The organism is Streptomyces coeruleofuscus, assembly GCF_039532725.1.
GTDB classification, from domain to species: Bacteria; Actinomycetota; Actinomycetes; order Streptomycetales; family Streptomycetaceae; genus Streptomyces; species Streptomyces coeruleofuscus.
Window position 1 is genome coordinate 145,343 of sequence record NZ_BAAASE010000010.1, and the last position, 25,820, is coordinate 171,162.

Here is a 25,820-nt window from a genome sequence, read left to right on the forward strand (position 1 = left end):
ATACGCCAGAGACCTGCCTTCTGCCAGCGGCAGAACACCGGCCCGACCGGGCTCGACGATCACTACAGTCCAGGCTCATGACGACAGTTACCACGCGCACGATCGAATACGCGGCCGACGGCCTGACGATGATCGGGCACCTCGCGCTCCCGGCCGGTGTCGACCGCCGGCCCGCGGTTCTGGTCGGGCCCGAGGGGGTGGGGCTCAGCGACGTCGAGCGCCGCCGGGCCGATGCGCTCGCCGAGCTGGGATACGTGGCGCTGGCCTTCGACCTCCACGGCGGGCGCTATTTGGGCGACCCTGAGGAGATGTTGGCCCGTTGCATGCCGCTGCTCGCCGACCCGGACCGGATGCGAGGCATCGGCCACGCGGCGCTCGACGTGCTCCGCGCCGAGCCGCGGACCGACCCGGACCGGATCGCCGCCGTCGGCTACGGCACCGGGGGCGCAATCGCGCTGGAACTCGGGCGCGACGGCGTCGACCTGCGCGCGATCGCGACAGTCAACGGACTGACCACGGGCCGACCAGGCGAGACTGCGCGCATTCACTGCCCGGTGTGGGCCGGGGTCGGATCAGAAGACCCGATCATGCCGCCCGCGCAACGGGACGCATTCACCGCCGAGATGCAGGCTGCGGGCGTCGACTGGCGCCTCGTGGTCTACGGCGGCGCCTTGCACGCCTTCCATCACCCGCCGGTCGACCACAGCGTGCTTCCCGGGGTCGGTCATCACCCTCAGCACGCGCAGCGAGCTTGGCGGGACGTCGTCGACCTGCTCGCCGAGTGCCTGCCCACAGCGGAGTGATCTGGGCAGACTGGGGTTTGTTCACAGGCTCTGACAGCTCGTTGCTTCGAGGCATCGCTCTGGGGAGCGTCAATCGGACTCCTGCGGACGGCGGCGTGCTGGGATGCCGAGGTGGACGGCTGGTCGCTGAGCTCGGCGTTGGGTCTCGTGCAGGAGGTCGGCTTCGAGCTCGGAGAGCCCGGCGAGCATCCTGGGATTGACGTGGAGCAGCGGGCAGCGGATGCAGGCGTGTTCGTGCTGGCAGGGGATGCCGTAGGGGCGTCCGCAGGATCCGAGTCCGACCTTGCGGCGGTCGAAGTGCTCCTCGAATTCGGTCCACTCGTCAGCGGTGGTGTCTCGGTACTCGTCGGTGGGACGGATCTGGCGCCGGTGCTCCAGGTGCTCCTGGTAGTGGCGGATGACGTCTTCGTCGAACACCGCGACGTAGCCGCGAGTGGTCTGGACATTCAGGTGTCCGAGCAGGGCCGCGCCGAGGTGGATCGGCAGGCCGCTGTTGACGAGTACGACGGCGCCCCGCTGCCTGCTCCTGAGCTGCCGCCGGTGCCGCTGAAACCGCGCGGAAGGGTGCGCTGACCTGCGGAATGCATGAGATTTGGCGGCGGCAGAGTGGGAAGCTGCACCGGGCCGACGCCGAGCTCGCACTCGGCTGCCGGCCCGCCATCGACCGTCCGCTCGCAGTCGACGGGATCGACGAGTTACTCGTCAACCTGCCCTTCGCCACCTCCTTCGCCCCGAAGGTGGCCAACCTGCGCGGCCCCGACAAGACCATCCGCTTCCGCACGATCGACAGAGACGATGCCTGGCTCGTCCGCCTGCGGCCTGACGGCTTCGGACTGGACACGTCCCCGGCCGCGGCACACCGCTGACGCGACGGTCCGGGGAACCGCGGCCGACCTGCTCCTTCTCGTCTACGGCCGCCTGTCCTACGAAGCAGAGGCCCTCGCGCACGAGGGGGACGAGCACCTGCTGGGCCACTGGTTCGCCAACTCCGCCATCTGAGGCCCGGCGGGTGTTCTACGCCTCGACCGCCTCGCAGGTGCGCCGGTGCGGTCGGCAGGTGGACCGAAGGGTGGAAGGAGCGAGTGCGATGAGCCGAGCGAAGCACCGCGCCCGGAGCGACATGGAGAGCCCGCAGGCTGAGGAGCTGTTCGGCGGTGCCGTCGTCCGGCGGCGGCACTGAGCACATGACATCCCCCCTCCGCGGCCGTGCACGCAGCCTCTCTCAGGGCATGGCCGGCAGTTCCAGCAGATGAAGCACGAGGCGGAGGGGCGAGGTGACGGTCAGTCGACCTTGAGAAGGCCGGCTTCGACGACGGCGCGGCCGAAGGGGCTCGCGAGATCGGCGAGCCGCTCACAGTCGGCTTCACCCAGTGCGGCGTAGGCGGGAAGGGCCAGGTGGTCGGTGCGGTCCTCGATGTGTCGGCGCAGGGTCGCGCCTTCCGGGCTGAGGGAGTCGCCGTCCAGGAGACCTCGCTCGCGCAGGCGCTCCTCGGCGGCGGTCCACTCCTCCTCGGGCCATGCGCGGCTGGCTTTGAGGAAGTCGACGGGTACGTCACCGGTGGCGGCGTGCAGGATCAGGGCTTCCAAGCCGCCGACGCCCTCGCTCAGCAGACAGGCCACGTGGCCGTCTCCGCGGAACTCCCGGAGCAGTGTCTGGGCGTGCCACAGCTGCAGCACCGGCTCCTGCGGCCAAGGCAGTGCGGCATGCGCGGCGAACAGCGGGCGGCCCTGCGCGTGTTCGCGGGCCGCCTCGGCCGCCCGGCGGGTCAGCGCCAGTACCTCGCTCAGGGAGGGCAGTTCGTGGACTTTCGCCCGCCGCAGAGCCTCGTCCGCCGCGGCGTACCGCGCGTCCAGCACCTGCTGCGGCGTCGCCGTCTCCCAGACCCCGTCGACCGCCTGCCGTACGACATCGGGGTTGAAGTTGTAGAAGGTGGAGATGACCAGCTCGGCGGAGGCTCGGCCGAAGGCGGCGCTGCGGAAGGCGAAGTAGCCGGCGCGTCCGCTCAGGCCGAGCTCCGCGTACCGTCGCCTTGCCTCGGGGGCGAAGTAGATCATGGCGTGTACGGGCTCGAGGCGGCGCCAGGCCGCACGCGCAGTCTCCATGGGGGTCACCTTTTCTGAGGGTCGACGACAGCGTTCTCGCTGCGGGTTGAGTACTCGCCGTGCGCTCGGAGATGGTCGAGCAGCAGGTGGCTCAGCGGCTCGGGCGCTTCCTCGGGGATCCAGTGGCTGACGCCTTGGAGGGTCTCGAATCGGTACGGCCCGTTGACCCATCGCTCGGTCTCCTGCGCGGCTGCCGGGCCGAACGCGCTGTCGTCCGTGCTCCAGACGTACAGCGTGGGAACGTCGATGACGCCGATCGCGCCGTCGGGGCGACCGGCGCGGTACCAGTTCAGCGCAGCGGTGAGAGCGCCAGGCTGGGACAGGTGACGCACATAGGTGTCCGCACTGTCTTGCGGGACCTTTCCGGCGTAGAAATCGCGAAGCTCTTGGGCGTCGTGGGCCAGCATGCGCTCTTCGGTCGTGGGCGTTTCGCGCCAGTCGATCATGTAGTGCGAGCGACTGCGCTGGTCCTCATCCGTGCGCAGGGTGGTGGCCAGGGCGCCGGGGTGCGGGGTCGAGACGACCGTGAGGGTGCGCACGCGGCCGGGGTGGGCGTCAGCCGTCCACCAGGCCACCGCACCGCCCCAGTCGTGGCCGACCAGGTCGAACGTCGCCCAGCCCAGTTCCTCCGTGATCGCGACGACGTCGTCGACGAGATGGCTGATCCGATAGTCCTCGGGCCGCTGGGGGCGGGCTCCGGGGGAGTACCCACGCTGGTCGGGTGCCACCACCCGGTAGCCGTGCGCGGCCAACGCCTCGATCTGCCGCCGCCACACCACCCCCGTCTGCGGGAATCCGTGCAGCAACAGCACCGGGCGGCCCCCGGCGGGACCGGCCGCGATCGCGTCGAACACGCCCGCATGCGTGGAGATGCTCAGCTGAGTCACGATCCGCCCCTTCGTACCGACTGGTCGGTACCCTTGCGGTAAGGGGATGGGCTGTCAAGAGCTGGCGACGGTTGAACCTGACGTCGAATTCAAATATAACCGGTCGGAAGGCCGATACCTGTCACCCCTGCGGCCATGACATGTCCTCGGATCACCTGAGGAGACGGTCATGAGCCATATCCGCAGGGCAGTTGGCGTTCGGCACCGTCCATCGGCAATCGGGCCCGGCTCACGGAGCTCGGAGTTCCGGCCCCGGAGTCCCCGGGCGAACCGGACCGACAGGAAACAGCGAGGCGACATGAGGGAAGCAGTCATCGTTTCGACGGCGCGGACGCCGATCGGAAAGGCCTACCGCGGCGCGTTCAACGACACCCAGGCGCAGGAACTCGCCGCCCACGCCCTTTCGCACGCGGTGCGGCGCGCCGGGCTCGAGGGAGGCGAGGTCGAGGACGTCATCTTCGGCTGCGCCGTGCAGCAAGGGTCCTCCGGTTTCAACGTGGCGCGTCAGGCCGCTCTGCGTGCCGGACTTCCGGACACCGTGTCGGGGATGTCGATCGACCGGCAGTGCTCGTCGGGCCTGATGGCCATAGCGACGGCCGCCAAGCAGATCGTCACGGACGGCATGCAGGTCGCCGTCGGCGGCGGTGTCGAGTCGATCTCCTTGGTCCAGAACGACCACATGAACACCCACCGGATGACGGATCCCTGGCTGGTCGAGCACAAGCCGGGCATCTACCTGCCGATGCTGCAGACGGCGGAGATCGTCGCTGAACGCTACGGCGTGAGCCGCGAACGTCAGGACGAGTTCGCGCTGGTCTCGCAGCAGCGCACCGCGGCGGCGCAGGAGGCCGGCCGGTTCGACCAGGAGATCGTCGCGCTCGGCAGCGTCAAGAAGGTCCTGGACAAGCAGTCCGGGGAAGTACGGGACGAGGAGGTCACCCTGACCCGGGACGAGGGCAACCGCGCGTCGACCACGCTCGAGGGACTGGCCGGGTTGGCGCCGGTACTGCCCGACGGCCAGGTGAGCGCGCATTCCAGCGTGACGGCGGGCAACTCCTCGCAGCTGTCGGACGGTGCTTCGGCGTCGGTTCTGATGGAGGCGAAGGAGGCCGAGCGCCGCGGACTCGAACCGCTGGGCGTCTACCGGGGTATGACCGTTGCCGGATGCGCGCCGGACGAGATGGGCATCGGCCCGGTGTTCGCCATTCCGAAACTGCTGAAGCAGCACGACCTCACCATCGACGACATCGGCCTGTGGGAACTCAACGAGGCGTTCGCCTCCCAGGCGCTGTACTGCCGGGACGAACTGCACATCGACCCGGACCGGTTCAACGTCAATGGCGGCGCCATCTCGGTCGGTCATCCCTACGGAATGACCGGTGCCCGCCTGGTGGGACATGCCCTCGTCGAGGGCAGGCGCCGGGGGGTCCGGTATGTAGTGATCTCCATGTGCATCGGCGGCGGAATGGGCGCGGCCGGACTGTTCGAGGTCGCCTGAGCATGGACACGTTGTCGAACGCGGTGGAAAAGACCCGAACCGCGATCCTGGTGGACTTCGGCGGTGTCATCACCTCCAGTGTGCTGCGGGCCTTCACCGACTTCGGCGCCTCGCTCGGCGGCGACCCGCGCCTTCCGCTGGACCTCCTGAGCCGGGACCAGCCCTCACGCACCCTGCTGGCCGACCACGAGTGCGGACGCATCGACGCCGCAGCCTTCGAGCGGGGATTCGCCGAACGTCTCCGTGTCCATGGCGCGGAGGTATCGGCCGAGGGACTGGCAGCCCGGATGCAAGCGGGAATGTCGATCGACCAGGACATGCTCGGGCTGCTCGGTGAACTCCGGGCCGCCGGCCATCCCGTTGCGCTCGTCTCCAATTCATTCGGCACCGGAACCTACGACGGCGTCGAACTCGCCGCTGTCGCCGACGTGGTCGTCATCTCCTCCGAGGTCGGGATCCGCAAGCCGTCCCGGCGGATCTACGCGATCGCATGTGAACGCCTCGGCATCGACCCCGAGGAGGCAGTCATGATCGACGATCTGCGGCAGAACCTCGACGGAGCGGCACGGATCGGAATCGGGGGCGTGCTGCACACCAGCGCGACCGACACCCGCCGCCAACTCGCCGAACGCTTCGGGATCACCGCCTGACCGATACCCATCGACTGACCGACCGGACGCACTGAGGTCGGTCATCCGGCCACACCGCCCGAGGACTCGATGTCGAAGCCGGGCCAAGTCAACTCGTCGGCGAGGGTGCGACCCGCACCACTACCTGCTCACATCCCGGAAGGCACCGCCCCATGACCAGCGTTTTCGATCCTGTGTGCCGCCATGCGGCCGCCACTCCCGACAACATCGCACTGCGCGGCGCCACGGACCAGTGGACCTACCTTCAGCTGCGGGACGCGAGCATGCGGTACGCGGGCGCCTTGGCTGCCGCCGGCCTGTCCCCGGGGGACCGGGTGCTGCTCGCGGCGCCGTCGGTGCCCGAGTTCGTGGTGGCCTACCTGGGGATCCAGGCCGCGGGCTGTGTCGTGGTGCCGGTCAACACCATGTCCACCCGGGCCGAGGTCGAGTACGTACTCGGCGACGCCGGATGCTCATTGGCGATCGCATGGCACGCCCTGGGCCCCGCCGTCGCGGAGGCGGCCGCGGCGCTCTCGGTGCCCTCCTGGGCGTTGTCCCCGGGCACGCCGGTCACCGCTGCCCCTGCCGACGTCGTCGACCGTGACCGCGACGAGACCGCAGCCATCCTGTACACCTCGGGAACCACGGGGCGGCCGAAGGGTGCCCAACTCAGCGTCGGAAACCTGCTGTCGGCCGGGGACATCGGCGCCGAGTGCAGCCGGGCATCGAGTGCCGACCGTACCGGCACCGGACTCCCGCTGTTCCACGTGTTCGGCCAGGCCTCGGTCATGATGGCGACCTTGACCGTGGGTGGCTCGATGTCGTTGCTGGCCCGATTCGACCCGGCATCGATGCTGGAGATGCTGCGCCGCGACCGGCTCACCATCATGGCCGGCGTACCGACCATGTGGAACGCGATGCTGCACGCGGCGGGTGATGCGAACCCGGAGGACTTCGCCGGCCTCCGTGTCGCCGTCTCCGGCGGCGCGTCGCTGCCGGGGGAGATCGCCCGGGCCTTCGAGGCCCGCTTCGGCTGCACGATCCTCGAGGGTTATGGGCTCACCGAGACCACCGCGTTCGGTACCTTCAACGACCTCGACCGCGGCGGCAAGACCGGATACACCGGCAGAGCAGTGCCGCGGATGCAGGTTCAGGTGCGTGACGACGACGGCAACGAGTGCCCGCCGGGTACCGTCGGTGAGGTCCACATCAAGGGGCCCACGGTGATGCGCGGCTACTGGAACCGCCCCGCGGACACCGCCGCGGCCATCTCGTCCGATGGCTGGTTCCGCACCGGCGACCTCGGTGAAACCGACACGGACGGCGACCTGCGCATCGTTGACCGTGTCAAGGACCTGATCATCCGCGGTGGCTACAACGTCTACCCCGGCGAGGTCGAGGAAGTTCTCTACGAGCACCCCGACATCGTCGAGGCAGCCGTGATCGGCGTTCCCGACGACCACTACGGCGAGGAGGTCGCCGCGCTCGTCGCCGCCCGGCCCGGTGCGGAGCTCGGTGCCGCCGAGGTGTCGAACTGGGCACGAAAGCGGCTGTCCGCCTACAAGATCCCGCGCATCGTCCGGTTCGTCGACGCGCTGCCCAAGGGGCCGACGGGGAAGATCCTCAAGCGGTCCATCGACCGTAGTGTGCTGACCCGCGACACAGCCCTCGGTGACGTTGGCGCCCGCCGCCCCTGAGCCCCGGAAACCAGGACATCATCCTGCCCCGCCTGCCCTTTGGGATTCATGACTATGGCGTCGGATTCAAGTAAAGTCCCGGGGATGGACACTACTGCGCGCGAGGAGACCGACAGCGAGCAGGTGCCGCCCGTGGCGCCCTTCTCGCAACTGCGCGAGCCACCCACGACCAAGCGCGGAGCGCGGACCCGGGCCGCACTGGTGAAGGCCGCTCGGAAGGTGTTCGAACGGGACGGCTACCTCGACACCCGCCTGACCGACATCACCAAAGAAGCTCAGTGCGCGGCGGGATCCTTCTACACCTACTTCACCAACAAGGAAGAGGTGCTCGCCGCCGTCCTCCTGGAGGCGCAGGAGGACATGATGCACCCCGGCATGGGCCGGGTGCAGGGCACCGACGATCCCTATGCGGTACTCGAGGCGAGCAACCGCGCCTACCTCGCGGCATACAAGCGGAACGCGAAGCTGATGGCGCTGCTGGAGCAGGTCGCCCAAGTGGAACCGGAGTTCCGTGAGTTCCGAAGGCGGCGCGGGGACGCGTTCATCCGCCGCAACGCCCGCGGCATCGCCGACCTGCAGGCGCGGGGCGTCGCAGACCGTGAGGTCGACCCGATGATGGCGTCCCGTGCGCTGTCCGGCATGGTCAGCGTCATGGCCTACAACGCCTTCGTGCGCAGCGAAGAGCAAGAAGAAGAAACGCCGGTGGACTTCGAGGAACTCGTGTCCACGGTCACCCGCCTCTGGGCGAACGCACTGCGGTTCCCCGGCCATCGCTGAACCGCCCGCCTCACAGCCGCTCATCCCCTGGGGTTGGGCGGCTTTCTTCATGTGGTTCCGTGCGGCAGCTATTGAACTTGACGTCGGATTCAATTATACAGGTCGGAGCATCGCACGCCCCGCCAACGGAGAGGGTTGCCGTGAACCTTGCAGAAAGAGTCGCCATCGTCACCGGTGGGGGCGGCGGCATCGGCAGCGCGCTGGTCGCACGGCTCGCCGGCGAGGGTGCCCGGGTCGTCGTCGCCGACCTCGACGCGGAGGCCGCGCGGGCGGTGTCGGAGACAGTCAACGCCGACCATCCGGGCAGCACCGTCAGCGCCGGCGCGGACGTGTCGGACACCGAGCAGATCGAGCAGTTGATCGACCTGGCGGAGAGCGCCTTCGGCCCGGTCGACTTCTACTTCGCGAACGCGGGCATCGGCGGCGCGCTCGGCCTCGACGTGAGCGAGCAGGACTGGGACCGCTCGATCGACGTCAATCTGCGAGCCCACATTCGTGCGGCAAGGCTGCTGGTACCGCGATGGCTCGAGCAGGGTGAGGGCTACTTCGTCAGCACGGCCTCGGCGGCCGGACTGCTCACCCAGATCGGCTCCGCCACGTACGCCGTCACCAAGCACGCCGCCGTCGGTTTCGCCGAATGGCTGAGTGTCACGTACGGCGATCGCGGCATCCGTGTCAGCTGTCTGTGCCCGATGGGCGTGAACACCAGGATGCTGACCGCCGGGGAGGACTCCGGGGACGCGCTGGGAAGAGCCGCGACGCGGGCCGTCACCTCCGCTGGTGACGTCCTGGAGCCGGCCGAAGTCGCCGACGCCGTCCTGGCCGCGATGGAGGACGAGCGCTTCCTGATCCTGCCGCACGAAGACGTTCTCGAGATGTACCGACACAAGGGCTCGGACTACGACCGCTGGGTGCGCGGGATGCGCCGCTACCAGAACTCCCTGCTGGCGCAGGCATGACCGGCGGGCCGGGCGAGCTCGTCCTCGCCGAACACCGAGGGCCGGTGCTGGTGCTCACGTTCAACCGGCCCGCCAAGCTGAACGCCTGGACCGACGAACTCGAGGACCGCTATTTCGCGCTGCTCGACTCCGCCGAGGACGATCCGGACGTGCGTGCCGTCGTGGTCACCGGCGCGGGACGCGGATTCTGCGCCGGAGCCGACCTGCAACAGCTGCAGGCGGTCGGCGAGGTCTCCGAGGCGGACCGGGCACGGCGCCCTCCCCGGGACCTTCCGCGGACCCTGCGCAAGCCGCTGATCGGAGCGGTCAACGGAGTGGCCGCCGGCCTCGGCATGGTGGAGGCGCTCTACTGCGACCTTCGCTTCGGCTCGCCCTCGGCCCGGTTCACCACGGCATTCGCGCAACGTGGGCTGATCGCCGAGTACGGGATCTCCTGGCTGTTGCCCCGGCTGGTGGGGCACAGCCGGGCAGCGGACCTGTTGCTGTCGAGTCGCATGGTGGATGCCGAGGAGGCCTGCCGCATCGGACTCCTCGACCACCTGGTCCCCACCGGCAGCGTGGTGGATGCCGCTGTCGCGTACGCCACCGATCTGGCGTGGCGCTGCTCCCCGGCGTCCATGGCCACCATCAAGAGCCAGCTGAGCAACGACGCGGACGGCACCTACGCCGATTCCGTGACCCGGGCGGAAGACCTCATGCTCCAGGCCTTCCGCGGGTCCGACGTCGTCGAGGGCGTGGCCAGTCACCTGGACAAGCGCCCGCCCGACTTTCCCTCCCTACCCGTAAGGAGTTCGGATGTCCCTGTTTGAGATGTCGGACCGCGCCAAGAAGTACCGGGCGGATCTGCTCGAGTTCATGGATGAGCACATCTACCCCGCCGAGGCGGTGTACGACGAGCAGATGCGCGCGTCCGGCGACCCGCACTTCCACCCGCCGATCCTCGAGGAGCTCAAGGCGGAGGCTCGCAGGCGTGGACTGTGGAACCTCTTCCACCCGCACCCCGAGTGGGGCCCCGGTCTGACGAACCTCGAGTACGCGCCGCTGGCGGAGATCATGGGCCGCAGCCACATCGCCTCCGAGGCGTGCAACTGCAACGCGCCCGACACCGGCAACATGGAGGTGCTCACGCTCTTCGGCACCGACGAGCACAAGGAGAAGTACCTCAAGCCCCTGCTCGACGGGACGATGGCCTCGGCCTTCGCGATGACCGAGCCGCGTGTCGCCAGCTCCGACGCCACCAACATCGAGCTGCGGATGGAGCGCGACGGCGACGAGTACGTGCTCAACGGCCGCAAGTGGTTCGCCTCGAACGCGATGCACAAGAACTGCGAGGTGCTCATCGTGATGGGCAAGACCGACCCTACGGCGGCCCCTCATCGCCAGCAGTCGATGATGGTCGTACCCGTAGACGCCCCCGGGGTCACCGTGGTCCGCAACCTCCCGGTGTTCGGGTACGCGGATCGCGAGGGCCATGCGGAGATCGTCTTCGAGAATGTCCGGGTGCCGGCCAAGGACGTGCTCAAGGGCGAGGGTGAGGGTTTCGCGATCAGCCAGGCCCGGCTCGGGCCCGGTCGTATCCACCACTGCATGCGGGCCATCGGCGCGGCCGAGCGGGCACTGGAACTGATGTGCCGGCGCGCACAGTCGCGGGTGACCTTCGGCAGCCCGGTCGCCGAACGGTCCAACATCCAGGACTGGATCGCGGAAGCGCGGATCGACATCGAGATGATCCGCCTGCTCACGCTCAAGGCCGCGTATCTGATGGACACGGTCGGGAACAAGGAAGCGCGCACCGAGATCGCGGCCATCAAGGTGGCCGCCCCCGAGATCGCGTTGAAGATCGTCGACCGCGCGATCCAGGTGCACGGGGGAGCGGGAGTGACCGACGACTTCCCCTTGGCGCTGATGTACGCCCATCTGCGGACGCTGCGGCTGGCGGACGGTCCCGACGAGGTCCACAAGCGGGCCATCGCCAAGCAGGAACTGCGGCGGTACCGCGACGCGGCGACCGCTGCGGTGAGCTGACATGGCAGGACTTGATCTCACCGGTCGCACCGCCGTCGTCACCGGGGCCTCGCGCGGCATCGGGCTGGCGATCGCCCAGGCCATCGCGGAGGCCGGCGGAAACGTCGTCCTCACCTCCCGCTCCCAGGAGGCGGCGGACGCCGCCGCGGCCCAGGTCAAGGGCACAGCGGTCGGCGTCGGTGCGCACGCGGTCGACGAAGAGGCGGCCCGGCGCTGTGTGGACCTGACGCTCGAACACTTCGGCAGCCTGGACATCCTCGTCAACAACGCGGGGACCAACCCGGCCTTCGGGCCGGTCATCGACCAGGACCACGGCCGGTTCGCGAAGACCTTCGACGTGAACCTGTGGGCGCCCGTCCTGTGGACGGGTCTGGCCACGCGAGCCTGGATGGGGGAGCACGGCGGGGCGGTCGTCAACACCGCGTCGGTGGGCGGCATGGCCTCCGAGGCGAACATCGGGCTGTACAACGCCTCGAAGGCCGCGCTGATCCATCTCACCAAGCAACTGGCCCTGGAACTCTCGCCGAAGGTCCGCGTCAACGCCGTGGCACCGGGGGTGGTGCGCACAAAGCTGGCCGAGGCTCTGTGGAAGGAACACGAGGAGGAGGTGTCCGCCTCGGTGGCGCTGGGCCGCATCGGGGAGCCCGTCGACATCGCCTCGGCGGTCGCCTTCCTCGTCTCGGACGCCGCGAGCTGGATCACCGGCGAGACCATGGTGATCGACGGCGGTCAACTGCTCGGCGACGCGCTCCCGTTCAGGCAAGGAGCCGGCACCGGTGTCTAGCGCGGACATCGTCGGAATCGACGCCGGGGCGGTGGGCCGCTGGTTCGCCTCCCTCGGCGTCGACTTCGCCGGGCCCTTGGCCTTCGGGCGGATCGGACTGGGCCAGTCGAATCTGACGTATCTCGTACAGGATCAGGACGTTCGCAGATGGGTGCTGCGGCGCCCACCGCTGGGTCACCTGCTGGCGTCGGCGCACGACGTGGCCCGCGAGGCGCGGATTCTGACCGCCCTGGACAGCACCGCCGTCCCGACCCCGCGGGTGCTCGGGCTGACCGGCGATCCCGCCGTGACCGACGTCCCGCTGCTGCTCATGGAGTTCGTGGACGGCCAGGTCGTCGACACGATGTCGATCGCGCGGTCGTTGACGCCCGAGCGTCGCCAGGCGATCGCCGAGGACACACCCTCGAGCGGAGGCTGCTCCAGAACTGACCGATCCCGCATCCGAACCACCTGCGCCCACTCCCACGGGTGGGCGTTGGGGGGAGGAGGCTCATGAGACCGGTCACGTCGGCTCGACGGTGAGAAAGCCCCGGAAAGTGAACTACCAGACCCTCCCAGTTGAGGGCTCCCCGCCCGCATCGTGCCACGCGCGTGGCGTCAGCTCAGCATGTCGCGCAGTCGCTCGACGGCGTCGAGGCGTTCCCCGTGCGTGTCGGCCAGCGGCTTCACGCACAGGGTAGTCACACCAGCGGCAGCGAAGGCATCGAGCTGCCCGGCGATCTGTTCCTTCGTGCCCACGAGGGATATGGCCCTCAACAGTCCTTCGGGAACGGCGGCTTCGGCCTCCCGCTTCTTTCCTGCCAGGTACAGGTCCTGGATGTGCGCCGCCTCCCGTTCGTAGCCGTACCGACCGGCGAGCCGAGCGTAGAAGTTCTTGTTCCTCGCGCCCATCCCCCCGATGTAGAGGGCCAGTTGCGGCCGGGCCCGGTCCAGCAGGTGTTCCACGTCGTCGCCGACGGCCAGAGGCGCCGTCACCGTGATGTCGAGCGTGCCCAGTGCCGCATCGCGCCGGGCCAGCCCCGCGGTCAAGGCCGCTCCCCACACCTCCGCGGCCTTTCCGGGATGGAAGAACACGGGCAACCAGCCCTCGGCGAGTTCGGCCGTCAGCTCGACGTTCTTCGGTCCGATCGCCGCCAGGGTGATGGGGATGCGGGAGCGGACCAGCTTGTTGACGAGTTTCAGGGGCTTGCCGAGCCCGGTACCCCGCTCGGCGGGAAGCGGAAGCGGGTACTTCGGGCCCGGGTGCACCACCGGTTCGCCCCGCCACACCTGGCGGCAGATCTCCACCACCTCGCGAGTGCGGCTGAGTGGCGCGTCGTACGGCACCCCGTGGAAGCCCTCGATCACCTGCGGTCCCGACGCTCCGAGGCCCAGCGTGAACCGACCGCCGGAGAGCTCGTCAAGACCAGCGGCGGTCATCGCCAGCAGCGACGGCGTACGGGTGAAGATCGGGAGGATTCCGGAGGCGATCTCCAGGCGTTCGGTACGAGCCGCGAGGTAGCCCAACCGACTGACGGCGTCGAAGGAGTAGGCCTCCGGCACGAAGGCGATCTCGACCCCTGCCGCCTCGAAATCCTTTGCGGCACGGACCGATCCGATGAAGTCGCCGCTGTAGTCCAGTGTCATACCGATACGCATGCGAAGGCCCCTCGTCTTCCGATCGACTCTGATTTATCGAACGATCGTTTAACAGCGTACCGGCCCCGCTGTCCAGGCGGAACCGTGCAATCTCGTAGCGCTTCACTCGGTGCCGCTACAAGGGATCATGTGCAGGGACCTTGACCGAGTGACGTGGCTCACCCTACGTTCGCGCTGGCCTTAACGAACGATCGATGAGTGACGCGGGACGTCGCTTCAGGGTGGCAAGGGAGGCCGAAGTGCTCGAAATCGATGGACTCGTCGTCCGGTACGGCGCTCGCGCACCCGTTCTGCGGGGGGTGTCCCTGGACGTCGGCGGCAGCGGCGTCGTCGCGCTCCTCGGCAGCAACGGCGCCGGCAAGACGACGCTCATGCGCGCCGTCTCCGGCACGCTCGGCCTGTACGGCGGCGGGGTCACCGAAGGCTCCGTCCGGTTCCGTGGCGAACGGATCACCGGCGCGGACACCGCCCGTACCGTGGCGCACGGGCTCGTGCAGGTACCGGAAGGACGGCATATCTTCACCGGCCTGACGGTGGAGGAGAACCTGAACGCCGGTGCGCTCACCGTGCGGTCGTCGGCGGTGCGTGAGCGCACACGCCGTCGGATGTACGAACTCTTCCCGCGGCTCGCCGAGCGGCGACGCGCCCGTGGCGGGACCCTGTCCGGCGGCGAGCAGCAAATGCTCGCCATCGCCCGGGCGTTGATGGCGCAACCAAGACTCCTGCTTCTCGACGAGCCGTCCCTCGGCCTCGCGCCGCGGCTGGTGCATCTCGTGGGCGAGACCATCCGCGAGATCAGCCGGGAAGGGGTCCCCGTCCTGCTGGTGGAGCAGAACGCGGCGATGGCGCTGTCGGTCGCCGACTCGGCCTGTGTGCTCGACCTCGGCCGGGTCGTGCTGAGCGGACCGACGGACGAACTGGCGCAGAGCGACGACGTGCGCCGCCTCTACCTGGGCGCGGACGCGTACGCCGGCCAGAGCGCCGGCGGATCCGCACCGCGGCCCGTGCCCGGAACCGGAAAGACGCCGACGCTGAGCAGGTGGCCCGGATGACGACGACTCAGACGCAAACGGCAGCGGAACTGCGTGTCGAGGACGTGAGCGTGGTGTTCAGCGGACTGCGCGCCCTTGACGGTGTGTCATTCACCGTGCGGCCCGGAACGATCCACGCCGTCATCGGTCCCAACGGTGCCGGGAAGACAACGCTGCTCAATGCCCTGTCGGGGATCTACCGTGTCGCCTCCGGCCGCATCATGGTGGACGGTCGGGAGGTGACGGGCCTGCGTCCGGACCGGGTGGCACGCAGGGGAGTCGCCCGCACCTTCCAGAACATCGTCGTGTCACCGGTCGAGTCCACACTCGACAACCTCATGGTCGGCCGGCATCGGCTGACCCGGTCCGGCATCGCCGCGACCGCTCTGGGACTGGGCCGCGGTGAACAGCGTGTCCACGAAGCGCGGGTGCGCGACATAGCGGAGTTCGCCGGCTTGTCCGGTGTTCTTCACCGCCCGGCGGCGAGCCTCGCCTACGGGGATCTCAAGCGCCTGGAGTTCGCGCGGGCGCTGTGCCTGGAGCCGCGGTTGCTCATCCTTGACGAACCGGTCGCCGGGATGAACACCGCGGAGAGCGCGGAACTCGCCCAGTTGGTCTCCGCGGCACGTGACGCGCTCGGTCTGACCGTGGTGTTCGTCGAGCACGACATGGGAGTGGTCATGTCGATCGCCGACCGCATCACCGTCCTCGACTTCGGCAAGGTCGTCACGGACGGCACGCCGGAACACGTAAGGCAGCATCCGGAAGTGATCAGCGCCTATCTGGGAGCGCCCATGGAATCCGGAAACGACCAGGTGGCGGAGAGGTTGTCGTGATGACCCGCGGAGTCGAAATCCTGCTGAGCGGTGTGTCTTTGGGGTTGTTGTACGCCCTGATCGCGCTGGGCTTCGTCATCGTCTTCAAGGCGACCCGCACGGTGAACTTCGCGCACGCCTCGTTTGTGCTCTTCGGCGTGTGGGTGGTGGCGCAGACCAGCCCGCACATCGGCTTCGCGGCCGCCGTGGCGCTCGGCCTGGTCGCGGCCGGGACGCTGGGGCTGGCGGTGGAGCGACTGCTGCTGTCCCGGGTCGACGGCCGCAAGCATGACGCGCTGGCGATCCTCACCATCGGGGTCAACGTGGTGCTCACCGCGGAACTGAGCTGGCGCATCGGGGAGAGCGTGCTGCCACTCGGCGCCCCCTGGGACGGACACGTGGTCCACTTCGGCTCAGTGGTACTGCCCTTGTCCGTGATCATCACGATCGTCACCGTGCCGCTGCTGATCGCCGGTCTCGCCGCGGTCCTCCGCCACACCGGCTGGGGCCTGGCCATGCGCGCCTCGATCGAGGACCGGGAGGGCGCTGCGCTCGCCGGTGTCCGGCTGAAGCGGGTCTCGGCAGGTGCCTGGATCACGGCCGGCATCCTCGCCGTAGCGGCCGGCATCGGTCTCGCGTCGTTCCCCAGCCCCGGCGTGGCCGTGAGTACCGGGACCGCGGCCGTCAAGGCGCTCCCCGCCGCGATCATCGGCGGCCTCGACTCGCTCGGCGGGGCGATCGTGGGCGGCCTGGTCATCGGCATCGCCGAGGTGACCGTCGCCGAGTACCAGGACGCCCTGTCCTTCCTCGGGCGAGGGCTTGGGGACGTCGTGGCCTACGTGATCATGATCTGCATTCTGCTGTGGCGGCCCTCGGGCCTGTTCGGCGCGAAGGAGGTCAGCCGTGCCTGAGACGTCCCGGCTCCCTGGGGCAGGGCGTGTGCCGGCCCTGTGCGCGCTGATTGCCGCCCTGGTGGTTCTCCTGGCACTGCCCCTGTATGTCTCCGCTTTCTGGCTGAACATGGGCCTTTTCGCGATGGCGGCCGCGGTCGGCGCGATCGGCCTCACCATCCTGCTCGGCGCGGCGGGACAGTTGTCCCTGGGACACGCCTTCTTCGTCGCCGTCGGCACATACGGCTATGCCTTCCTGGCCGGAGAAAGCGGCGGCGGGGTGTCCGGTCTCGGCCTCCCCCCGCTTCTCGCCGCAGTCCTGGCCGTCCTGCTGGCGGGCGTCTGCGGCCTGCTGTTCAGCCCGGTCTCCAGCCGCCTGCGCGGCATCTACCTGGGCATCGCCTCCCTGGGCCTGGTGTTCCTCGGCCACCATCTGTTGCAGAACATGAAGCCGGTGACCGGCGGCTTCGAGGGCCGGACCGTCGTGCCGATGTCGATCGGCGGGTTCTCCTTCTCCGACCAGGCGGACGTCACCGTCCTGGGCGTTCCGTTCGGTGCCGCCGAGAGCCAGTGGTATCTGTTCCTCGTCGTCACCGTCGGGGCGGCGCTACTGGGCCGCAACGTCCTGCGCGGCCGGCCCGGCAGGGCGCTGAGGCTCATGAAAGACAGCGAGATCGGGGCGAGCGCCATGGGCGTCGACATACGACGCACCAAGGCGGCCGTCTTCGTACTGTCGTCGATGTATGCCGGCGCTGCGGGTGTGCTCACGGCACTGGCCTTCCAGCGCACCGTCCCCGACTACTTCAGCCTCCACCTGTCGGTGAGCTATCTGGTGATGGTCATCCTGGGCGGCCTCGGATCCGTGGGTGGCGCGATCGCCGGTGCGGTCTTCGTCGTGACGCTGCCCCTGCTGTTCTCCCGCTACGCGGATTCCCTGCCGTTCGTCACCGGAGCCGGCGGGCAGGGACTGGACGCGTCGACAGCGGCACAGTTCGTGTACGGCGCGGTCGTCATCGTGGCCGTGATCGTCCAGCCGGGCGGTCTGGCGGCGCTGGCCGGCGCCGTTCGACCGCTACGCAGCCGCCGCCCGGCCGCGGCCGCCACTCCCTGAACCCCCGATCCCCAGCCGTCCGTCGCCTCAGACATCCAGACCCGCCCCCCACCTTGCCGGACGTGTGCTGTCAACCACCTCATCCGCTTCTCAGCGAGGAGACACACCGATGCACAAATCGCGCGCACTCGGCCTGGCGGCCACGGCCCTGGCCCTCACGCTGGCGGTTGCCGGCTGCTCCACCAAGGCCGAAACGGCCGGGACCGCCGCCGCACCCGGGGTCAGCGACTCCACCATCAAGCTCGGGGTGCTGATGGACCTGTCGGGCCCGTTCGCGGGCACCGGCAAGACGATCCTCGACGCGAGCAACGTCGCCGTGAAGGAGATCAACGCGGCAGGCGGTGTCTGCGACCGGAAGCTGGCACTCGTCACCCGCGACCACGGCTACGACCCGCAGAAGGCCGTCGCCGCGTACGACGAGATGGATCCGCAGGTCCTCGGCTATCTGAACATCCTCGGCTCACCGGTCGTCACGGCGCTGCGGGACAAGATCGAGGCGAAGGACGAACTCGCCGGCCTGACCACGTTCGCGTCGACCCTGCTCGGGGACGAGCACCTGATCGTCCTGGGCGCCACGTACGACATCCAGACGATCAACGGCCTGGACTGGCTCATGAGGAAGGGCGAACTGCGCGGCGGCGATTCCGTCGGGCACATCTACCTCCAGGGAGAAATCGGCGAGAACAGCCTGCGGGGCAGCAAGTTCGCTGCGGGGAAGCTGGGGTTGAAGATCGTCGGCCAGCAGATCGACCCCACCGCGACCGACCTCACCAGCCAGGTCAACGCGCTCAAGTCGGCGAAGGTCAAGGCGATCGTGGTCGACTCGACGCCCAAGCAGGCGGCCTCGGTGGCGGCAGTGGCGCAGGCGGCCGGCATGGAGGTGCCGATCATGGGCGGGGTGTCGACCTTCGCCACCAGCCTGCTCAGGACGTCTGCGGCGCCCGCGCTCACCGAGCACTACACCAGGCTCTCCGGGCTGGGCGCCCTCGGCGCGGACACCGCCTCCGCTCGCAAGCTGGCCGCTGCCTGGAAGGACCAGTACGGTAAGGCACCGGAGGCCAGCAGCGGAGTCGTCCACGCCTACGCCATGACCAAGCTGTACGCAGAGATCCTCGGCAAGAGCTGCGATGACCTCACCCGCCCGGGCGTGCTCAAGGCCCGCAGCGCTGTCACCGACTTCACGCTGCCCGGCCTGCTCCCGCCTCAGGACTTCTCCGATCCCGCTGAGCCCAGTTCGCGCGAGGCCCAGGTGCTGGGTGTGGACAAGGGTGTCTTCGCCGGAGTCGAACCACTCGGTGACTTCTTCGCATCGGACCTGGCGAAGGAGTACAAGGTCCCGTCGGCCGGATGACACCGTGGACTGTGCCCGGCGGGCCGGCGGCGGCAGTGCGCCGGCCCTCGGCTCCGTATGGCAGGGGGCCGGCTTTGCCGATCGTTCGTTCGTTCTGGGAGGCTGGGGCCATGGATGCGACGAGCGGCAAAGCGGCGGGCAAGAGCGGTAAAGCGGCGGGCAAGAGCGGTAAAGCGGCGGGCAAGAGCGGCAAGGCGACGGACAACGGCCCCTCCGGCCCCCGGGGAAACGGCCGGGACGCCATCATGGACGCCGCACGAGACGTCTTCGCGGAGCGCGGCTACTTCGGCGCCTCCATCCGTGACATCGCCAAGAGAGCCGACATGAGTCTGTCCGCCCTCTATTACTACTACTCCGGCAAGGCGGAGCTCTTCCACGCCCTGATCGAGGACTCGCTCGACGACTACTTCCGTCACTGTGAGAAGGAACTGGCCCAGGCCGGTGACGACCCCGCCGCGCGGCTGGCCGCCCTGGTCAGAGTGACGGTCGCCTACCGGGTACGGCGGCAGGTCGAGAGTCTGCTGACCCTCCAGGAACTCCGTTACCTCGAACCCGAGTACCGCAACCCCATCATCGAAAGACGGCACGCCGTATCGGGGCTCTTCCAGAAGGCCATGGACGACGGCATGGCCGCCGGAGTCTTCCGGACCCCGCACCCGGACGACGCCCGCCGGGCGATCATGGCGATGTGCAACGCCGTCGCCCAGTGGTACGACCCGTCCGGCGACCTCGGGACCGCGGAGCTGTGCGACCGCTACGTGCGGCTGGCGTTCGCCATGGTCGGGCACGGCGAGGCGCCGGCCCGGTAGGTCGCTCACTTTTCGTCGCGGTCATTGACAGTGGGTCAGGTGGCGGCCAAACTTAACGATCGTTCGACAAGTAGCTTCTACCTTCTCTCCATCGGCTGCGGTCCCGACCGCAACGGCCGTGGCCCATGGCCCGGCGCACGACGGCAGTCGCCGAGCCTTCGCGGCGCCGGCGGCGGCAGATCCGACACCGACTCGACCGACTGGAGTGTCCATGCAGACCAGCGGAATATCCGCAGTGGTGACCGGCGGCGCGTCGGGGCTCGGCCTGGCGACGGCACGGCGGCTCCTCAAGGCCGGCGCCCGCGTCACCATCGCGGACCTGCCCTCCTCGGACGGCGAACGCGCCGTCCGCGACCTCGGCCCCGAGGCCGTCTTCGTCCCCGCCGACGTGACGAGCACCGAGGACATGACCGCCGTCCTCGACACCGCCGAGCGGACAGGAGCGCTGCGCGCGGTCGTCCACTGCGCGGGCCGCGGCGGTCCGCTCCGCGTGGTCAACAAGGACGGCACCGCCGGTGATCTCGACCATTTCCGCGCCGTGGTCGACGTCAACCTGATCGGCACCTTCAACGTGCTCCGGCTCGCCGCCGCCCGCATGGCCCGCAACGAACCACTCGACGGCGACCGCGGAGTGGTTGTCATGACGGCGTCGGTCGCGGCATTCGAGGGGCAGATCGGACAGGCCCCGTACGCGGCGTCGAAAGCCGGAGTGGCCGGCCTCACCGTGTGTGTTGCCCGGGATCTGGCGAGCAAGAGCATCCGGGTCGTCACCATCGCGCCCGGCCTGTTCGACACACCGATGCTCGGCAGGAGGCCGAAGGAGAAGCTCGACGCGCTCGCCGCCGCGGTGCCGCACCCCCCGCGCCTCGGCGCGGCGGACGAGTACGCACAACTCGCCCTGCACATCATCGACAACCCGATGCTCAACGGAGAGACCATCCGCCTCGACGGCGCGATCCGCCTGGCCCCACGCTGACGGCCGGCGCCCAACCGCTACTCCCCAACCGCGACCCCCGCTTGGCCACCGTGAAGGAGCTGCCGTGGCAGACGAAGTACTGGTCGAGTACGGCGACGGCATCGCCGTCATCACCATCAACCGGCCCGAATCCCGCAACGCGGTCACCCGAGCCGTCGCGGAGGCGATCGCATCCGCGCTGGACGAGCTCGACGAGCGTGACGACCTCGCGGTCGGCATCATCACCGGCGCAGGCGGCACCTTCTGCGCGGGCATGGACCTCAAGGCGTTCCTGCGGGGCGAGCGCCCCCACGTGCAGGGGCGTGGTTTCGCCGGCCTCACCGAGACCCCGCCGCGCAAGCCGCTGATCGCCGCCGTCGAGGGCTACGCCGTGGCGGGCGGATGCGAGATCGCCCTCGCGAGTGATCTCGTCGTCGCCGCCGAGGATGCCAAGTTCGGGCTGCCCGAGGTCAAGCGCGGTCTGGTGGCGGTGGCCGGGGGACTGCTGCGGCTGCCGGGCCGAGTCCCGTACCAGATCGCGATGGAACTCGCCCTCACCGGCGATGTCCTCACCGCAGAACGGGCTCACCACTTCGGGCTGGTCAACCGGCTCACTCCACCCGGCGGCGCGCTGAAGGAGGCGAGGCTGCTGGCCTCCGCCATCGCCGCCAACGGTCCGCTCGCCGTACGGGTCACCAAACGTATCCTCGTGGAGTCTCCCGACTGGCCACGCGACGAGATGTTCGGCCGTCAGAAGCCGATCACCGAGCTGGTGTTCAACTCGGAAGACGCTCGGGAAGGCGCGTCGGCCTTCACCGAGAAGCGTGCTCCCGTCTGGCGAGGCCGGTGAGCGGCCGGTGAACGGAGAACAAGACCAGAAACGTGCCAACGGCGCCGTACCCGATGAGGCCCCGGGGCCGCTCACCGGAGTGCGGGTCATCGAGCTGGGAGGCATCGGGCCGGGGCCGTTCTGTGCCATGCTCCTCGCCGACGCCGGTGCGGACGTGATCCGTGTCGAGCGCCCGTCGGACGTGGCCGGCAGGCCCGATCCCGTCCTGCACCGGGGCCGGCGCTCGGCCGCCATCGACCTCAAGCACCCGGAGGGCGTCGGCGCTGTCCTCGACCTGGTGGCGGATGCCGATGTCCTTCTGGAGGGCTTCCGGCCGGGGGTGGCCGAACGGCTCGGCGTGGGCCCCGGCCCGTGCCTGGACCGCAACCCGCGCCTGGTCTACGGACGGATGACGGGATTCGGGCAGGACGGGCCGCTCGCGCCGCGGGCCGGGCACGACATCAACTACATCGCCCTGTCGGGGGCCCTGGGGGCCATCGGAGAGGCCGACGGTCCGCCGGTCCTGCCGCTCAACCTGCTCGGCGACTTCGGCGGCGGTGGCGCATTACTCGCCTTCGGTGTGCTGTGCGCGGTCGTGCAGGCACGCGCCACCGGGAAGGGCCAGGTCGTGGACGCCGCCATGGTGGACGGGTCGGCTCAGCTGCTGGCCATGATCTACGGCCGTCTGCACCAGGGGCGGTGGACCGACGGCCGGGGCGTCAACTACCTGGACGGCACCGCGCCGTTCTACGGCGTCTACCGCTGCCGCGACGACGAGTACGTCGCGGTCGGCGCGATCGAGGCGCCCTTCTTCGCCACCCTCCTGGAACGGCTCGAGCTGGTCGCGGATGCCGACTTCGCCCAACAGTGGGACCGTTCCCGCTGGCCGGTCATGCGGCGGCGCTTGGCGGAGGTCTTCGCCGCCCGGACCCGCGACGACTGGGCCGCCGTGTTCGCCGACGCCGACGCGTGTGTCACCCCCGTGCTGTCGCTGGCGGAGGCACCGCGCCATCCTCACAACGCCGCACGCGGCACCTTCCTCACCGACGGCACGGGAGTCCTCCAGCCCGCCCCGGCCCCCCGGTTCGGCTCCTCCACCCCTCGCCGCCACACCCGGCCGGCCCCCCTTCCGGGCGAGCACACAGCGCAGGTCCTCGCCGAGACGGGCCGGAGCCCCGAGCAGATCAAGAAGCTTTTCGACGCGGAGGTCGTGCGATGAACCGGCGTACCGCGCAAAAGCCCTGCATGGCCGGCCGCAGGCCGACGCGTGAAGGGAGTGGCACATGACCGACTACTGGCCCGCGGGACTGCCTCGCCGCCTCGACTACCCCGATGTCCCCCTCGGCGCGGTGCTCGCCGGCTCGGCCCGCCGCTACCGCGACCGGGCGGCCGTACGCGACGGCGACCAGGTTCTCACCTTCACCGGCCTGTACGAACAGGCTGCCGCGTTCGCACGCGGCCTCAGGGCGCGCGGCATACGGCAGGGTGACGTGGTCGCCCTGCACCTGCCGAACACCCTGTGGTTCGCCGTCGCCTACTACGGCATCACACTCGCCGGAGCGACAGTCTGCCCGGCCAACCCCGCCCAGCCGGCCGGGGCCCTGCGCGCTCAGCTCGCCGACTGCTCCGCGGCGGCCGTGGTGACCCATCCGGAGCCGGCACCGGTGCTGGCCGAGGCGATCGACGGGCTGCCGGTCCGGCTGGTCGTCATCGTGCCGCCCAGCGCATCGGCCCCGGCCGACAGGCCGGACGACTGCGCAAAGCTGTTCGGGAAAGCGGGCACCGCCCTGGCGGACCTCGTCGCGGGCCAGAGCACCCACCCGCCAGAGGTGCTGATCCCCACCGACTCCGTCGCCCAGTACGGGTACACCGGCGGAACCACCGGCGCACCCAAGGGAGTGCGCATACTGCACCGCAACATCGTCGCCAACACCATCCAGGTCGCCTGCTGGCGCTCCGGGGCGCTCCCCGGGCTCGACAGCGAAGGCGGTGTGGTGCTGAACCCCTTGGAGACCTCCGGCGACTACGCCCTGGCACCGGGTACCTACGCCACGCTGTGCATCTCGCCGTTGTTCCACGCCCTTGGCCTGATCAGCCTCAACTTCTTCCTCCTGTGCGGCGCCACCACCATCCTGAGCGGCCGCTTCCATGCGGAGTCGTACCTGGAGCAGGTGGAACGGCACCGGGTCGCGTACATCCCGGGCGCCCCGGCGCTCTATCACGCCCTGCTGGCGGCACCGGGCATCCGCACGCGGGACCTCAGCTCGGTCAAGGCCGTGGTGTCGGGTGGCGCCCCCATAGACACGCACTCGTTGGAGCAGCTGACAGAGGTCTTCCCCAACGCCGCCGTCATCGAGGGTTACGGCCTGACGGAGGCGACAGCAACCGTGTCCAGCGGCCCGATCGCGAAGGCCGGGCTGCGCAAGCCGGGCAGCCAGGGGGTTCCCCTGTTCGACACCGAGCTGGAGATCCGGGACCCGTTGGATCCCGGACGGAAGGTGCCGCGGGGCGAGCGCGGCGAGATCTGGATGCGGGGCCCTCAGGTGGCCTCGGGCTACCTCGGCCGCCCGGAGGAGACCGCCGCGCAGTTCGTCGACGGCTGGCTGTGCACCGGCGACACCGGCCACCTCGACGCCGACGGCTTCCTGTACGTCTCCGGCAGATCAAAGGACATGCTCATCTACAAGGGCTACAACGTGTACCCGCGCGAGCTGGAGGACATCCTCGGCGGACACCCGGCAGTGCTCCAGGCGTCGGTCGTGGGGAAGGCGGTGCCTGCCGTCGGCGAGGTCCCCGTCGCCTTCGTGGTCCCCGCCGCTGAGCCGGGCGCGATGGCCGAGGAGCTGATGGAGTACGTCGCGGAGCGCGTGACGCCGTACAAGCGGATCAGAGAGGTCCGTTTCGTCGACGAACTTCCCCTGTCCGCGGCCGGAAAGGTGCTGAAAACCGAGCTCCGCCGCCTGGCCCGGACGACTCGGGGCCCGGGCGAACCCCCCTCGGACACACAGGAAACCGGCGCGCCGGACACGGCGGAAAGGCAGGTCTGACATGCGTGACGCGGTCATCGTGGACGCCGTCCGTACCCCCATGGGCAAGCGGAACGGCTCGCTCAGCGATGTGCACCCGGTAGACCTGTCCGCCGTGGTGCTGCGGGCCCTGGCCGAACGCAACGACCTGGACCCGGCGATGGTCGAGGACGTGATCTGGGGCTGCGTCTCGCAGACCGGTGAGCAGGCCGGCTGCGTCGGCCGTTTCGCCGTCCTGGCCGCCGGATGGCCGGAGGAGGTGCCGGGCGTCACCATCGACCGGCAGTGCGGGTCCTCCCAGCAGGCGGCGCAGTTCGCGGCCGCGGGAGTGATGAGCGGCCAGTACGACATCGTGGTGGCGGGCGGCGTGGAGTCGATGAGCCGCGTTCCGCTGGGCTCCGGCCGCGAGCGGGGCCCCGGCGAACCCTTCGGCCCGGCCGTACGGGCACGGTACGGCGTCTCACGGTTCAACCAGGGGCTGGGCGCGGAGGAACTCGCGCGGCGCTGGCGGCTGAGCCGGGAGCAACTCGACGCGTACAGTCTGCGGTCCCACGCCAACGCGGCGGCCGCGATCGACGAGGGGCGGTTCAAGTCCCAGATCGTGCCGGTGGACGTGACGGACGAGAACGGCTCCGTACGCACCGTCGACACGGACGAGGGAGTACGGCGGGGCGGCACGGCCGCCACGATGGCGGGTCTGAAGCCCGCGTTCACCGAGGACGGCGTGGTCACGGCCGGCAACTCCTCGCAGATATCGGACGGTGCCTCGGCGCTGCTGGTCATGAGCGGCGAGAAGGCGCGTGAACTCGGTCTGCGCCCGATCGCCCGCTTCCACTCCTTCGCCGTTGTCGGAGTCGACCCCGTGACGATGCTGACCGGCCCCATCCCGGCCACCGAGAAGGTCCTCAGGCGCGCCGGTCTGGGCATCGAGGACATCGGAGCCTTCGAGATCAACGAGGCGTTCGCCAGCGTGACCTGCGCCTGGCTGGCCGAGACCGGCGCCGATCCGGACCGGCTCAATCCCGACGGCGGCGCCATCGCCCTCGGCCATCCCCTGGGAGCCTCCGGCGCCCGGCTGACCACGACCCTGCTCCACCACATGCGAGCCGCCGGCGTCCGCTACGGCCTGCAGTCGATGTGCGAGGGCGGCGGCATGGCGAACGCCACCGTCCTGGAACTCCTTCTCCACTGAGCCGGAGCCCG

General features: G+C 69.6%; 27 protein-coding genes. 24 read left to right on the forward strand and 3 right to left on the reverse strand.

Annotation, left to right across the window (positions count from 1 at the left end; all coding sequences use genetic code 11):
• Positions 1 to 77 precede the first annotated feature (77 nt).
• From ABFX81_RS32950 to ABFX81_RS32965, 4 genes are all read left to right on the forward strand, one after another.
• Complete coding sequence (locus tag ABFX81_RS32950; RefSeq protein WP_086852147.1) at positions 78 to 803, forward strand: dienelactone hydrolase family protein; 726 nt, start codon at positions 78 to 80, stop codon at positions 801 to 803.
• Positions 804 to 914: 111 nt separating this feature from the next.
• On the forward strand, positions 915 to 1,376 hold the full coding sequence (locus ABFX81_RS32955) for a hypothetical protein (RefSeq protein ID WP_346139093.1): 462 nt from the start codon (positions 915 to 917) through the stop codon (positions 1,374 to 1,376).
• A gap of 8 nt (positions 1,377 to 1,384) precedes the next feature.
• Positions 1,385 to 1,669 carry a hypothetical protein gene (locus ABFX81_RS32960; protein ID WP_346139134.1) on the forward strand — a complete coding sequence of 95 codons (285 nt, stop codon included), beginning with the start codon at positions 1,385 to 1,387 and terminating at the stop codon, positions 1,667 to 1,669.
• Complete coding sequence (locus ABFX81_RS32965; protein ID WP_346139094.1) at positions 1,599 to 1,802, forward strand: hypothetical protein; 204 nt, start codon at positions 1,599 to 1,601, stop codon at positions 1,800 to 1,802. The genes ABFX81_RS32960 and ABFX81_RS32965 overlap by 71 nt, the downstream gene beginning before the upstream one ends.
• A gap of 282 nt (positions 1,803 to 2,084) precedes the next feature.
• Here the strand turns inward: ABFX81_RS32965 and ABFX81_RS32970 are convergent, their stop codons facing one another.
• Positions 2,085 to 2,906 (reverse strand): SCO6745 family protein, encoded by an 822-nt coding sequence (locus ABFX81_RS32970; RefSeq protein WP_086852143.1) that lies wholly within the window; start codon positions 2,904 to 2,906, stop codon positions 2,085 to 2,087.
• Positions 2,907 to 2,911: 5 nt separating this feature from the next.
• Positions 2,912 to 3,796 (reverse strand): alpha/beta fold hydrolase, encoded by an 885-nt coding sequence (locus ABFX81_RS32975; RefSeq protein ID WP_428837242.1) that lies wholly within the window; start codon positions 3,794 to 3,796, stop codon positions 2,912 to 2,914.
• Positions 3,797 to 4,091: 295 nt separating this feature from the next.
• Between ABFX81_RS32975 and ABFX81_RS32980 the strand changes: the two genes are divergently transcribed.
• The 9 genes from ABFX81_RS32980 to ABFX81_RS33020 all read left to right on the forward strand — a co-directional run bounded on the left by ABFX81_RS32980 (position 4,092) and on the right by ABFX81_RS33020 (position 12,658).
• Positions 4,092 to 5,291, forward strand: a complete 1,200-nt coding sequence (locus tag ABFX81_RS32980; protein ID WP_086852141.1) for an acetyl-CoA C-acyltransferase — start codon at positions 4,092 to 4,094, stop codon at positions 5,289 to 5,291.
• Positions 5,292 to 5,293: 2 nt separating this feature from the next.
• A complete protein-coding gene (locus ABFX81_RS32985) occupies positions 5,294 to 5,941 on the forward strand; it encodes an HAD-IA family hydrolase (RefSeq protein ID WP_086852139.1) in 648 nt (215 codons plus the stop codon).
• Between the two features lie 152 nt (positions 5,942 to 6,093).
• Positions 6,094 to 7,617 (forward strand): AMP-binding protein, encoded by a 1,524-nt coding sequence (locus tag ABFX81_RS32990; protein ID WP_086852136.1) that lies wholly within the window; start codon positions 6,094 to 6,096, stop codon positions 7,615 to 7,617.
• Between the two features lie 84 nt (positions 7,618 to 7,701).
• Complete coding sequence (locus ABFX81_RS32995; RefSeq protein WP_086852134.1) at positions 7,702 to 8,394, forward strand: TetR family transcriptional regulator; 693 nt, start codon at positions 7,702 to 7,704, stop codon at positions 8,392 to 8,394.
• 140 nt (positions 8,395 to 8,534) lie between these two features.
• Positions 8,535 to 9,353 (forward strand): SDR family NAD(P)-dependent oxidoreductase, encoded by an 819-nt coding sequence (locus tag ABFX81_RS33000; protein ID WP_086852132.1) that lies wholly within the window; start codon positions 8,535 to 8,537, stop codon positions 9,351 to 9,353.
• Complete coding sequence (locus ABFX81_RS33005) at positions 9,350 to 10,162, forward strand: enoyl-CoA hydratase-related protein (protein ID WP_086852130.1); 813 nt, start codon at positions 9,350 to 9,352, stop codon at positions 10,160 to 10,162. Before ABFX81_RS33000 ends, ABFX81_RS33005 begins: the two co-directional genes overlap by 4 nt.
• The gene (locus ABFX81_RS33010) at positions 10,149 to 11,378 is read left to right on the forward strand and encodes an acyl-CoA dehydrogenase family protein (RefSeq protein WP_086852128.1); all 1,230 of its coding nucleotides are present in this window, start codon (positions 10,149 to 10,151) and stop codon (positions 11,376 to 11,378) included. Before ABFX81_RS33005 ends, ABFX81_RS33010 begins: the two co-directional genes overlap by 14 nt.
• A 1-nt stretch (position 11,379) precedes the next feature.
• On the forward strand, positions 11,380 to 12,162 hold the full coding sequence (locus ABFX81_RS33015; RefSeq protein WP_086852125.1) for a glucose 1-dehydrogenase: 783 nt from the start codon (positions 11,380 to 11,382) through the stop codon (positions 12,160 to 12,162).
• The gene (locus tag ABFX81_RS33020) at positions 12,155 to 12,658 is read left to right on the forward strand and encodes a phosphotransferase (RefSeq protein WP_086852123.1); all 504 of its coding nucleotides are present in this window, start codon (positions 12,155 to 12,157) and stop codon (positions 12,656 to 12,658) included. The genes ABFX81_RS33015 and ABFX81_RS33020 overlap by 8 nt, the downstream gene beginning before the upstream one ends.
• Positions 12,659 to 12,759: 101 nt before the next feature.
• Here the strand turns inward: ABFX81_RS33020 and ABFX81_RS33025 are convergent, their stop codons facing one another.
• On the reverse strand, positions 12,760 to 13,800 hold the full coding sequence (locus ABFX81_RS33025) for an LLM class F420-dependent oxidoreductase (RefSeq protein WP_086852121.1): 1,041 nt from the start codon (positions 13,798 to 13,800) through the stop codon (positions 12,760 to 12,762).
• Positions 13,801 to 13,994: 194 nt separating this feature from the next.
• Between ABFX81_RS33025 and ABFX81_RS33030 the strand changes: the two genes are divergently transcribed.
• From ABFX81_RS33030 to ABFX81_RS33080, 11 genes are all read left to right on the forward strand, one after another.
• On the forward strand, positions 13,995 to 14,852 hold the full coding sequence (locus ABFX81_RS33030; RefSeq protein WP_428837241.1) for an ABC transporter ATP-binding protein: 858 nt from the start codon (positions 13,995 to 13,997) through the stop codon (positions 14,850 to 14,852).
• A complete protein-coding gene (locus ABFX81_RS33035) occupies positions 14,849 to 15,667 on the forward strand; it encodes an ABC transporter ATP-binding protein (RefSeq protein ID WP_346139098.1) in 819 nt (272 codons plus the stop codon). Before ABFX81_RS33030 ends, ABFX81_RS33035 begins: the two co-directional genes overlap by 4 nt.
• Positions 15,667 to 16,557, forward strand: a complete 891-nt coding sequence (locus tag ABFX81_RS33040) for a branched-chain amino acid ABC transporter permease (RefSeq protein ID WP_346139099.1) — start codon at positions 15,667 to 15,669, stop codon at positions 16,555 to 16,557. Before ABFX81_RS33035 ends, ABFX81_RS33040 begins: the two co-directional genes overlap by 1 nt.
• Positions 16,550 to 17,647 carry a branched-chain amino acid ABC transporter permease gene (locus tag ABFX81_RS33045; RefSeq protein ID WP_346139100.1) on the forward strand — a complete coding sequence of 366 codons (1,098 nt, stop codon included), beginning with the start codon at positions 16,550 to 16,552 and terminating at the stop codon, positions 17,645 to 17,647. The genes ABFX81_RS33040 and ABFX81_RS33045 overlap by 8 nt, the downstream gene beginning before the upstream one ends.
• Positions 17,648 to 17,756: 109 nt before the next feature.
• Entirely contained in the window at positions 17,757 to 18,998 is a 1,242-nt protein-coding gene (locus ABFX81_RS33050; protein ID WP_086846079.1) for an ABC transporter substrate-binding protein, read from the forward strand.
• Between the two features lie 110 nt (positions 18,999 to 19,108).
• Positions 19,109 to 19,807, forward strand: a complete 699-nt coding sequence (locus ABFX81_RS33055) for a TetR-type transcription factor C-terminal domain-containing protein (RefSeq protein WP_086846081.1) — start codon at positions 19,109 to 19,111, stop codon at positions 19,805 to 19,807.
• 211 nt (positions 19,808 to 20,018) lie between these two features.
• Entirely contained in the window at positions 20,019 to 20,783 is a 765-nt protein-coding gene (locus ABFX81_RS33060) for an SDR family NAD(P)-dependent oxidoreductase (RefSeq protein ID WP_086846083.1), read from the forward strand.
• A gap of 64 nt (positions 20,784 to 20,847) precedes the next feature.
• Positions 20,848 to 21,612, forward strand: a complete 765-nt coding sequence (locus ABFX81_RS33065) for a crotonase/enoyl-CoA hydratase family protein (RefSeq protein WP_086846085.1) — start codon at positions 20,848 to 20,850, stop codon at positions 21,610 to 21,612.
• 7 nt (positions 21,613 to 21,619) lie between these two features.
• A complete protein-coding gene (locus ABFX81_RS33070; protein WP_346139101.1) occupies positions 21,620 to 22,810 on the forward strand; it encodes a CaiB/BaiF CoA transferase family protein in 1,191 nt (396 codons plus the stop codon).
• A gap of 64 nt (positions 22,811 to 22,874) precedes the next feature.
• The gene (locus tag ABFX81_RS33075; RefSeq protein WP_086853068.1) at positions 22,875 to 24,638 is read left to right on the forward strand and encodes an AMP-binding protein; all 1,764 of its coding nucleotides are present in this window, start codon (positions 22,875 to 22,877) and stop codon (positions 24,636 to 24,638) included.
• Between the two features lies 1 nt (position 24,639).
• The gene (locus ABFX81_RS33080; RefSeq protein WP_086853066.1) at positions 24,640 to 25,809 is read left to right on the forward strand and encodes an acetyl-CoA C-acyltransferase; all 1,170 of its coding nucleotides are present in this window, start codon (positions 24,640 to 24,642) and stop codon (positions 25,807 to 25,809) included.
• The last annotated feature ends 11 nt before the right edge of the window (positions 25,810 to 25,820 follow it).

What these genes read in the sequence shown, in the direction of transcription:
- ABFX81_RS32950 (WP_086852147.1), top strand. Translation starts at nt 78, where the DNA reads ATGACGACAGTTACCACGCGCACGATCGAATACGCGGCCGACGGCCTG.
- ABFX81_RS32960 (WP_346139134.1), top strand. Translation starts at nt 1,385, where the DNA reads ATGCATGAGATTTGGCGGCGGCAGAGTGGGAAGCTGCACCGGGCCGAC.
- ABFX81_RS32965 (WP_346139094.1), top strand. Translation starts at nt 1,599, where the DNA reads ATGCCTGGCTCGTCCGCCTGCGGCCTGACGGCTTCGGACTGGACACGT.
- ABFX81_RS32970 (WP_086852143.1), bottom strand. Translation starts at nt 2,906, where the DNA reads ATGGAGACTGCGCGTGCGGCCTGGCGCCGCCTCGAGCCCGTACACGCC.
- ABFX81_RS32980 (WP_086852141.1), top strand. Translation starts at nt 4,092, where the DNA reads ATGAGGGAAGCAGTCATCGTTTCGACGGCGCGGACGCCGATCGGAAAG.
- ABFX81_RS32985 (WP_086852139.1), top strand. Translation starts at nt 5,294, where the DNA reads ATGGACACGTTGTCGAACGCGGTGGAAAAGACCCGAACCGCGATCCTG.
- ABFX81_RS32990 (WP_086852136.1), top strand. Translation starts at nt 6,094, where the DNA reads ATGACCAGCGTTTTCGATCCTGTGTGCCGCCATGCGGCCGCCACTCCC.
- ABFX81_RS32995 (WP_086852134.1), top strand. Translation starts at nt 7,702, where the DNA reads ATGGACACTACTGCGCGCGAGGAGACCGACAGCGAGCAGGTGCCGCCC.
- ABFX81_RS33005 (WP_086852130.1), top strand. Translation starts at nt 9,350, where the DNA reads ATGACCGGCGGGCCGGGCGAGCTCGTCCTCGCCGAACACCGAGGGCCG.
- ABFX81_RS33010 (WP_086852128.1), top strand. Translation starts at nt 10,149, where the DNA reads ATGTCCCTGTTTGAGATGTCGGACCGCGCCAAGAAGTACCGGGCGGAT.
- ABFX81_RS33015 (WP_086852125.1), top strand. Translation starts at nt 11,380, where the DNA reads ATGGCAGGACTTGATCTCACCGGTCGCACCGCCGTCGTCACCGGGGCC.
- ABFX81_RS33025 (WP_086852121.1), bottom strand. Translation starts at nt 13,800, where the DNA reads ATGCGTATCGGTATGACACTGGACTACAGCGGCGACTTCATCGGATCG.
- ABFX81_RS33030 (WP_428837241.1), top strand. Translation starts at nt 13,995, where the DNA reads ATGAGTGACGCGGGACGTCGCTTCAGGGTGGCAAGGGAGGCCGAAGTG.
- ABFX81_RS33035 (WP_346139098.1), top strand. Translation starts at nt 14,849, where the DNA reads ATGACGACGACTCAGACGCAAACGGCAGCGGAACTGCGTGTCGAGGAC.
- ABFX81_RS33040 (WP_346139099.1), top strand. Translation starts at nt 15,667, where the DNA reads ATGACCCGCGGAGTCGAAATCCTGCTGAGCGGTGTGTCTTTGGGGTTG.
- ABFX81_RS33050 (WP_086846079.1), top strand. Translation starts at nt 17,757, where the DNA reads ATGCACAAATCGCGCGCACTCGGCCTGGCGGCCACGGCCCTGGCCCTC.
- ABFX81_RS33055 (WP_086846081.1), top strand. Translation starts at nt 19,109, where the DNA reads ATGGATGCGACGAGCGGCAAAGCGGCGGGCAAGAGCGGTAAAGCGGCG.
- ABFX81_RS33060 (WP_086846083.1), top strand. Translation starts at nt 20,019, where the DNA reads ATGCAGACCAGCGGAATATCCGCAGTGGTGACCGGCGGCGCGTCGGGG.
- ABFX81_RS33075 (WP_086853068.1), top strand. Translation starts at nt 22,875, where the DNA reads ATGACCGACTACTGGCCCGCGGGACTGCCTCGCCGCCTCGACTACCCC.
- ABFX81_RS33080 (WP_086853066.1), top strand. Translation starts at nt 24,640, where the DNA reads ATGCGTGACGCGGTCATCGTGGACGCCGTCCGTACCCCCATGGGCAAG.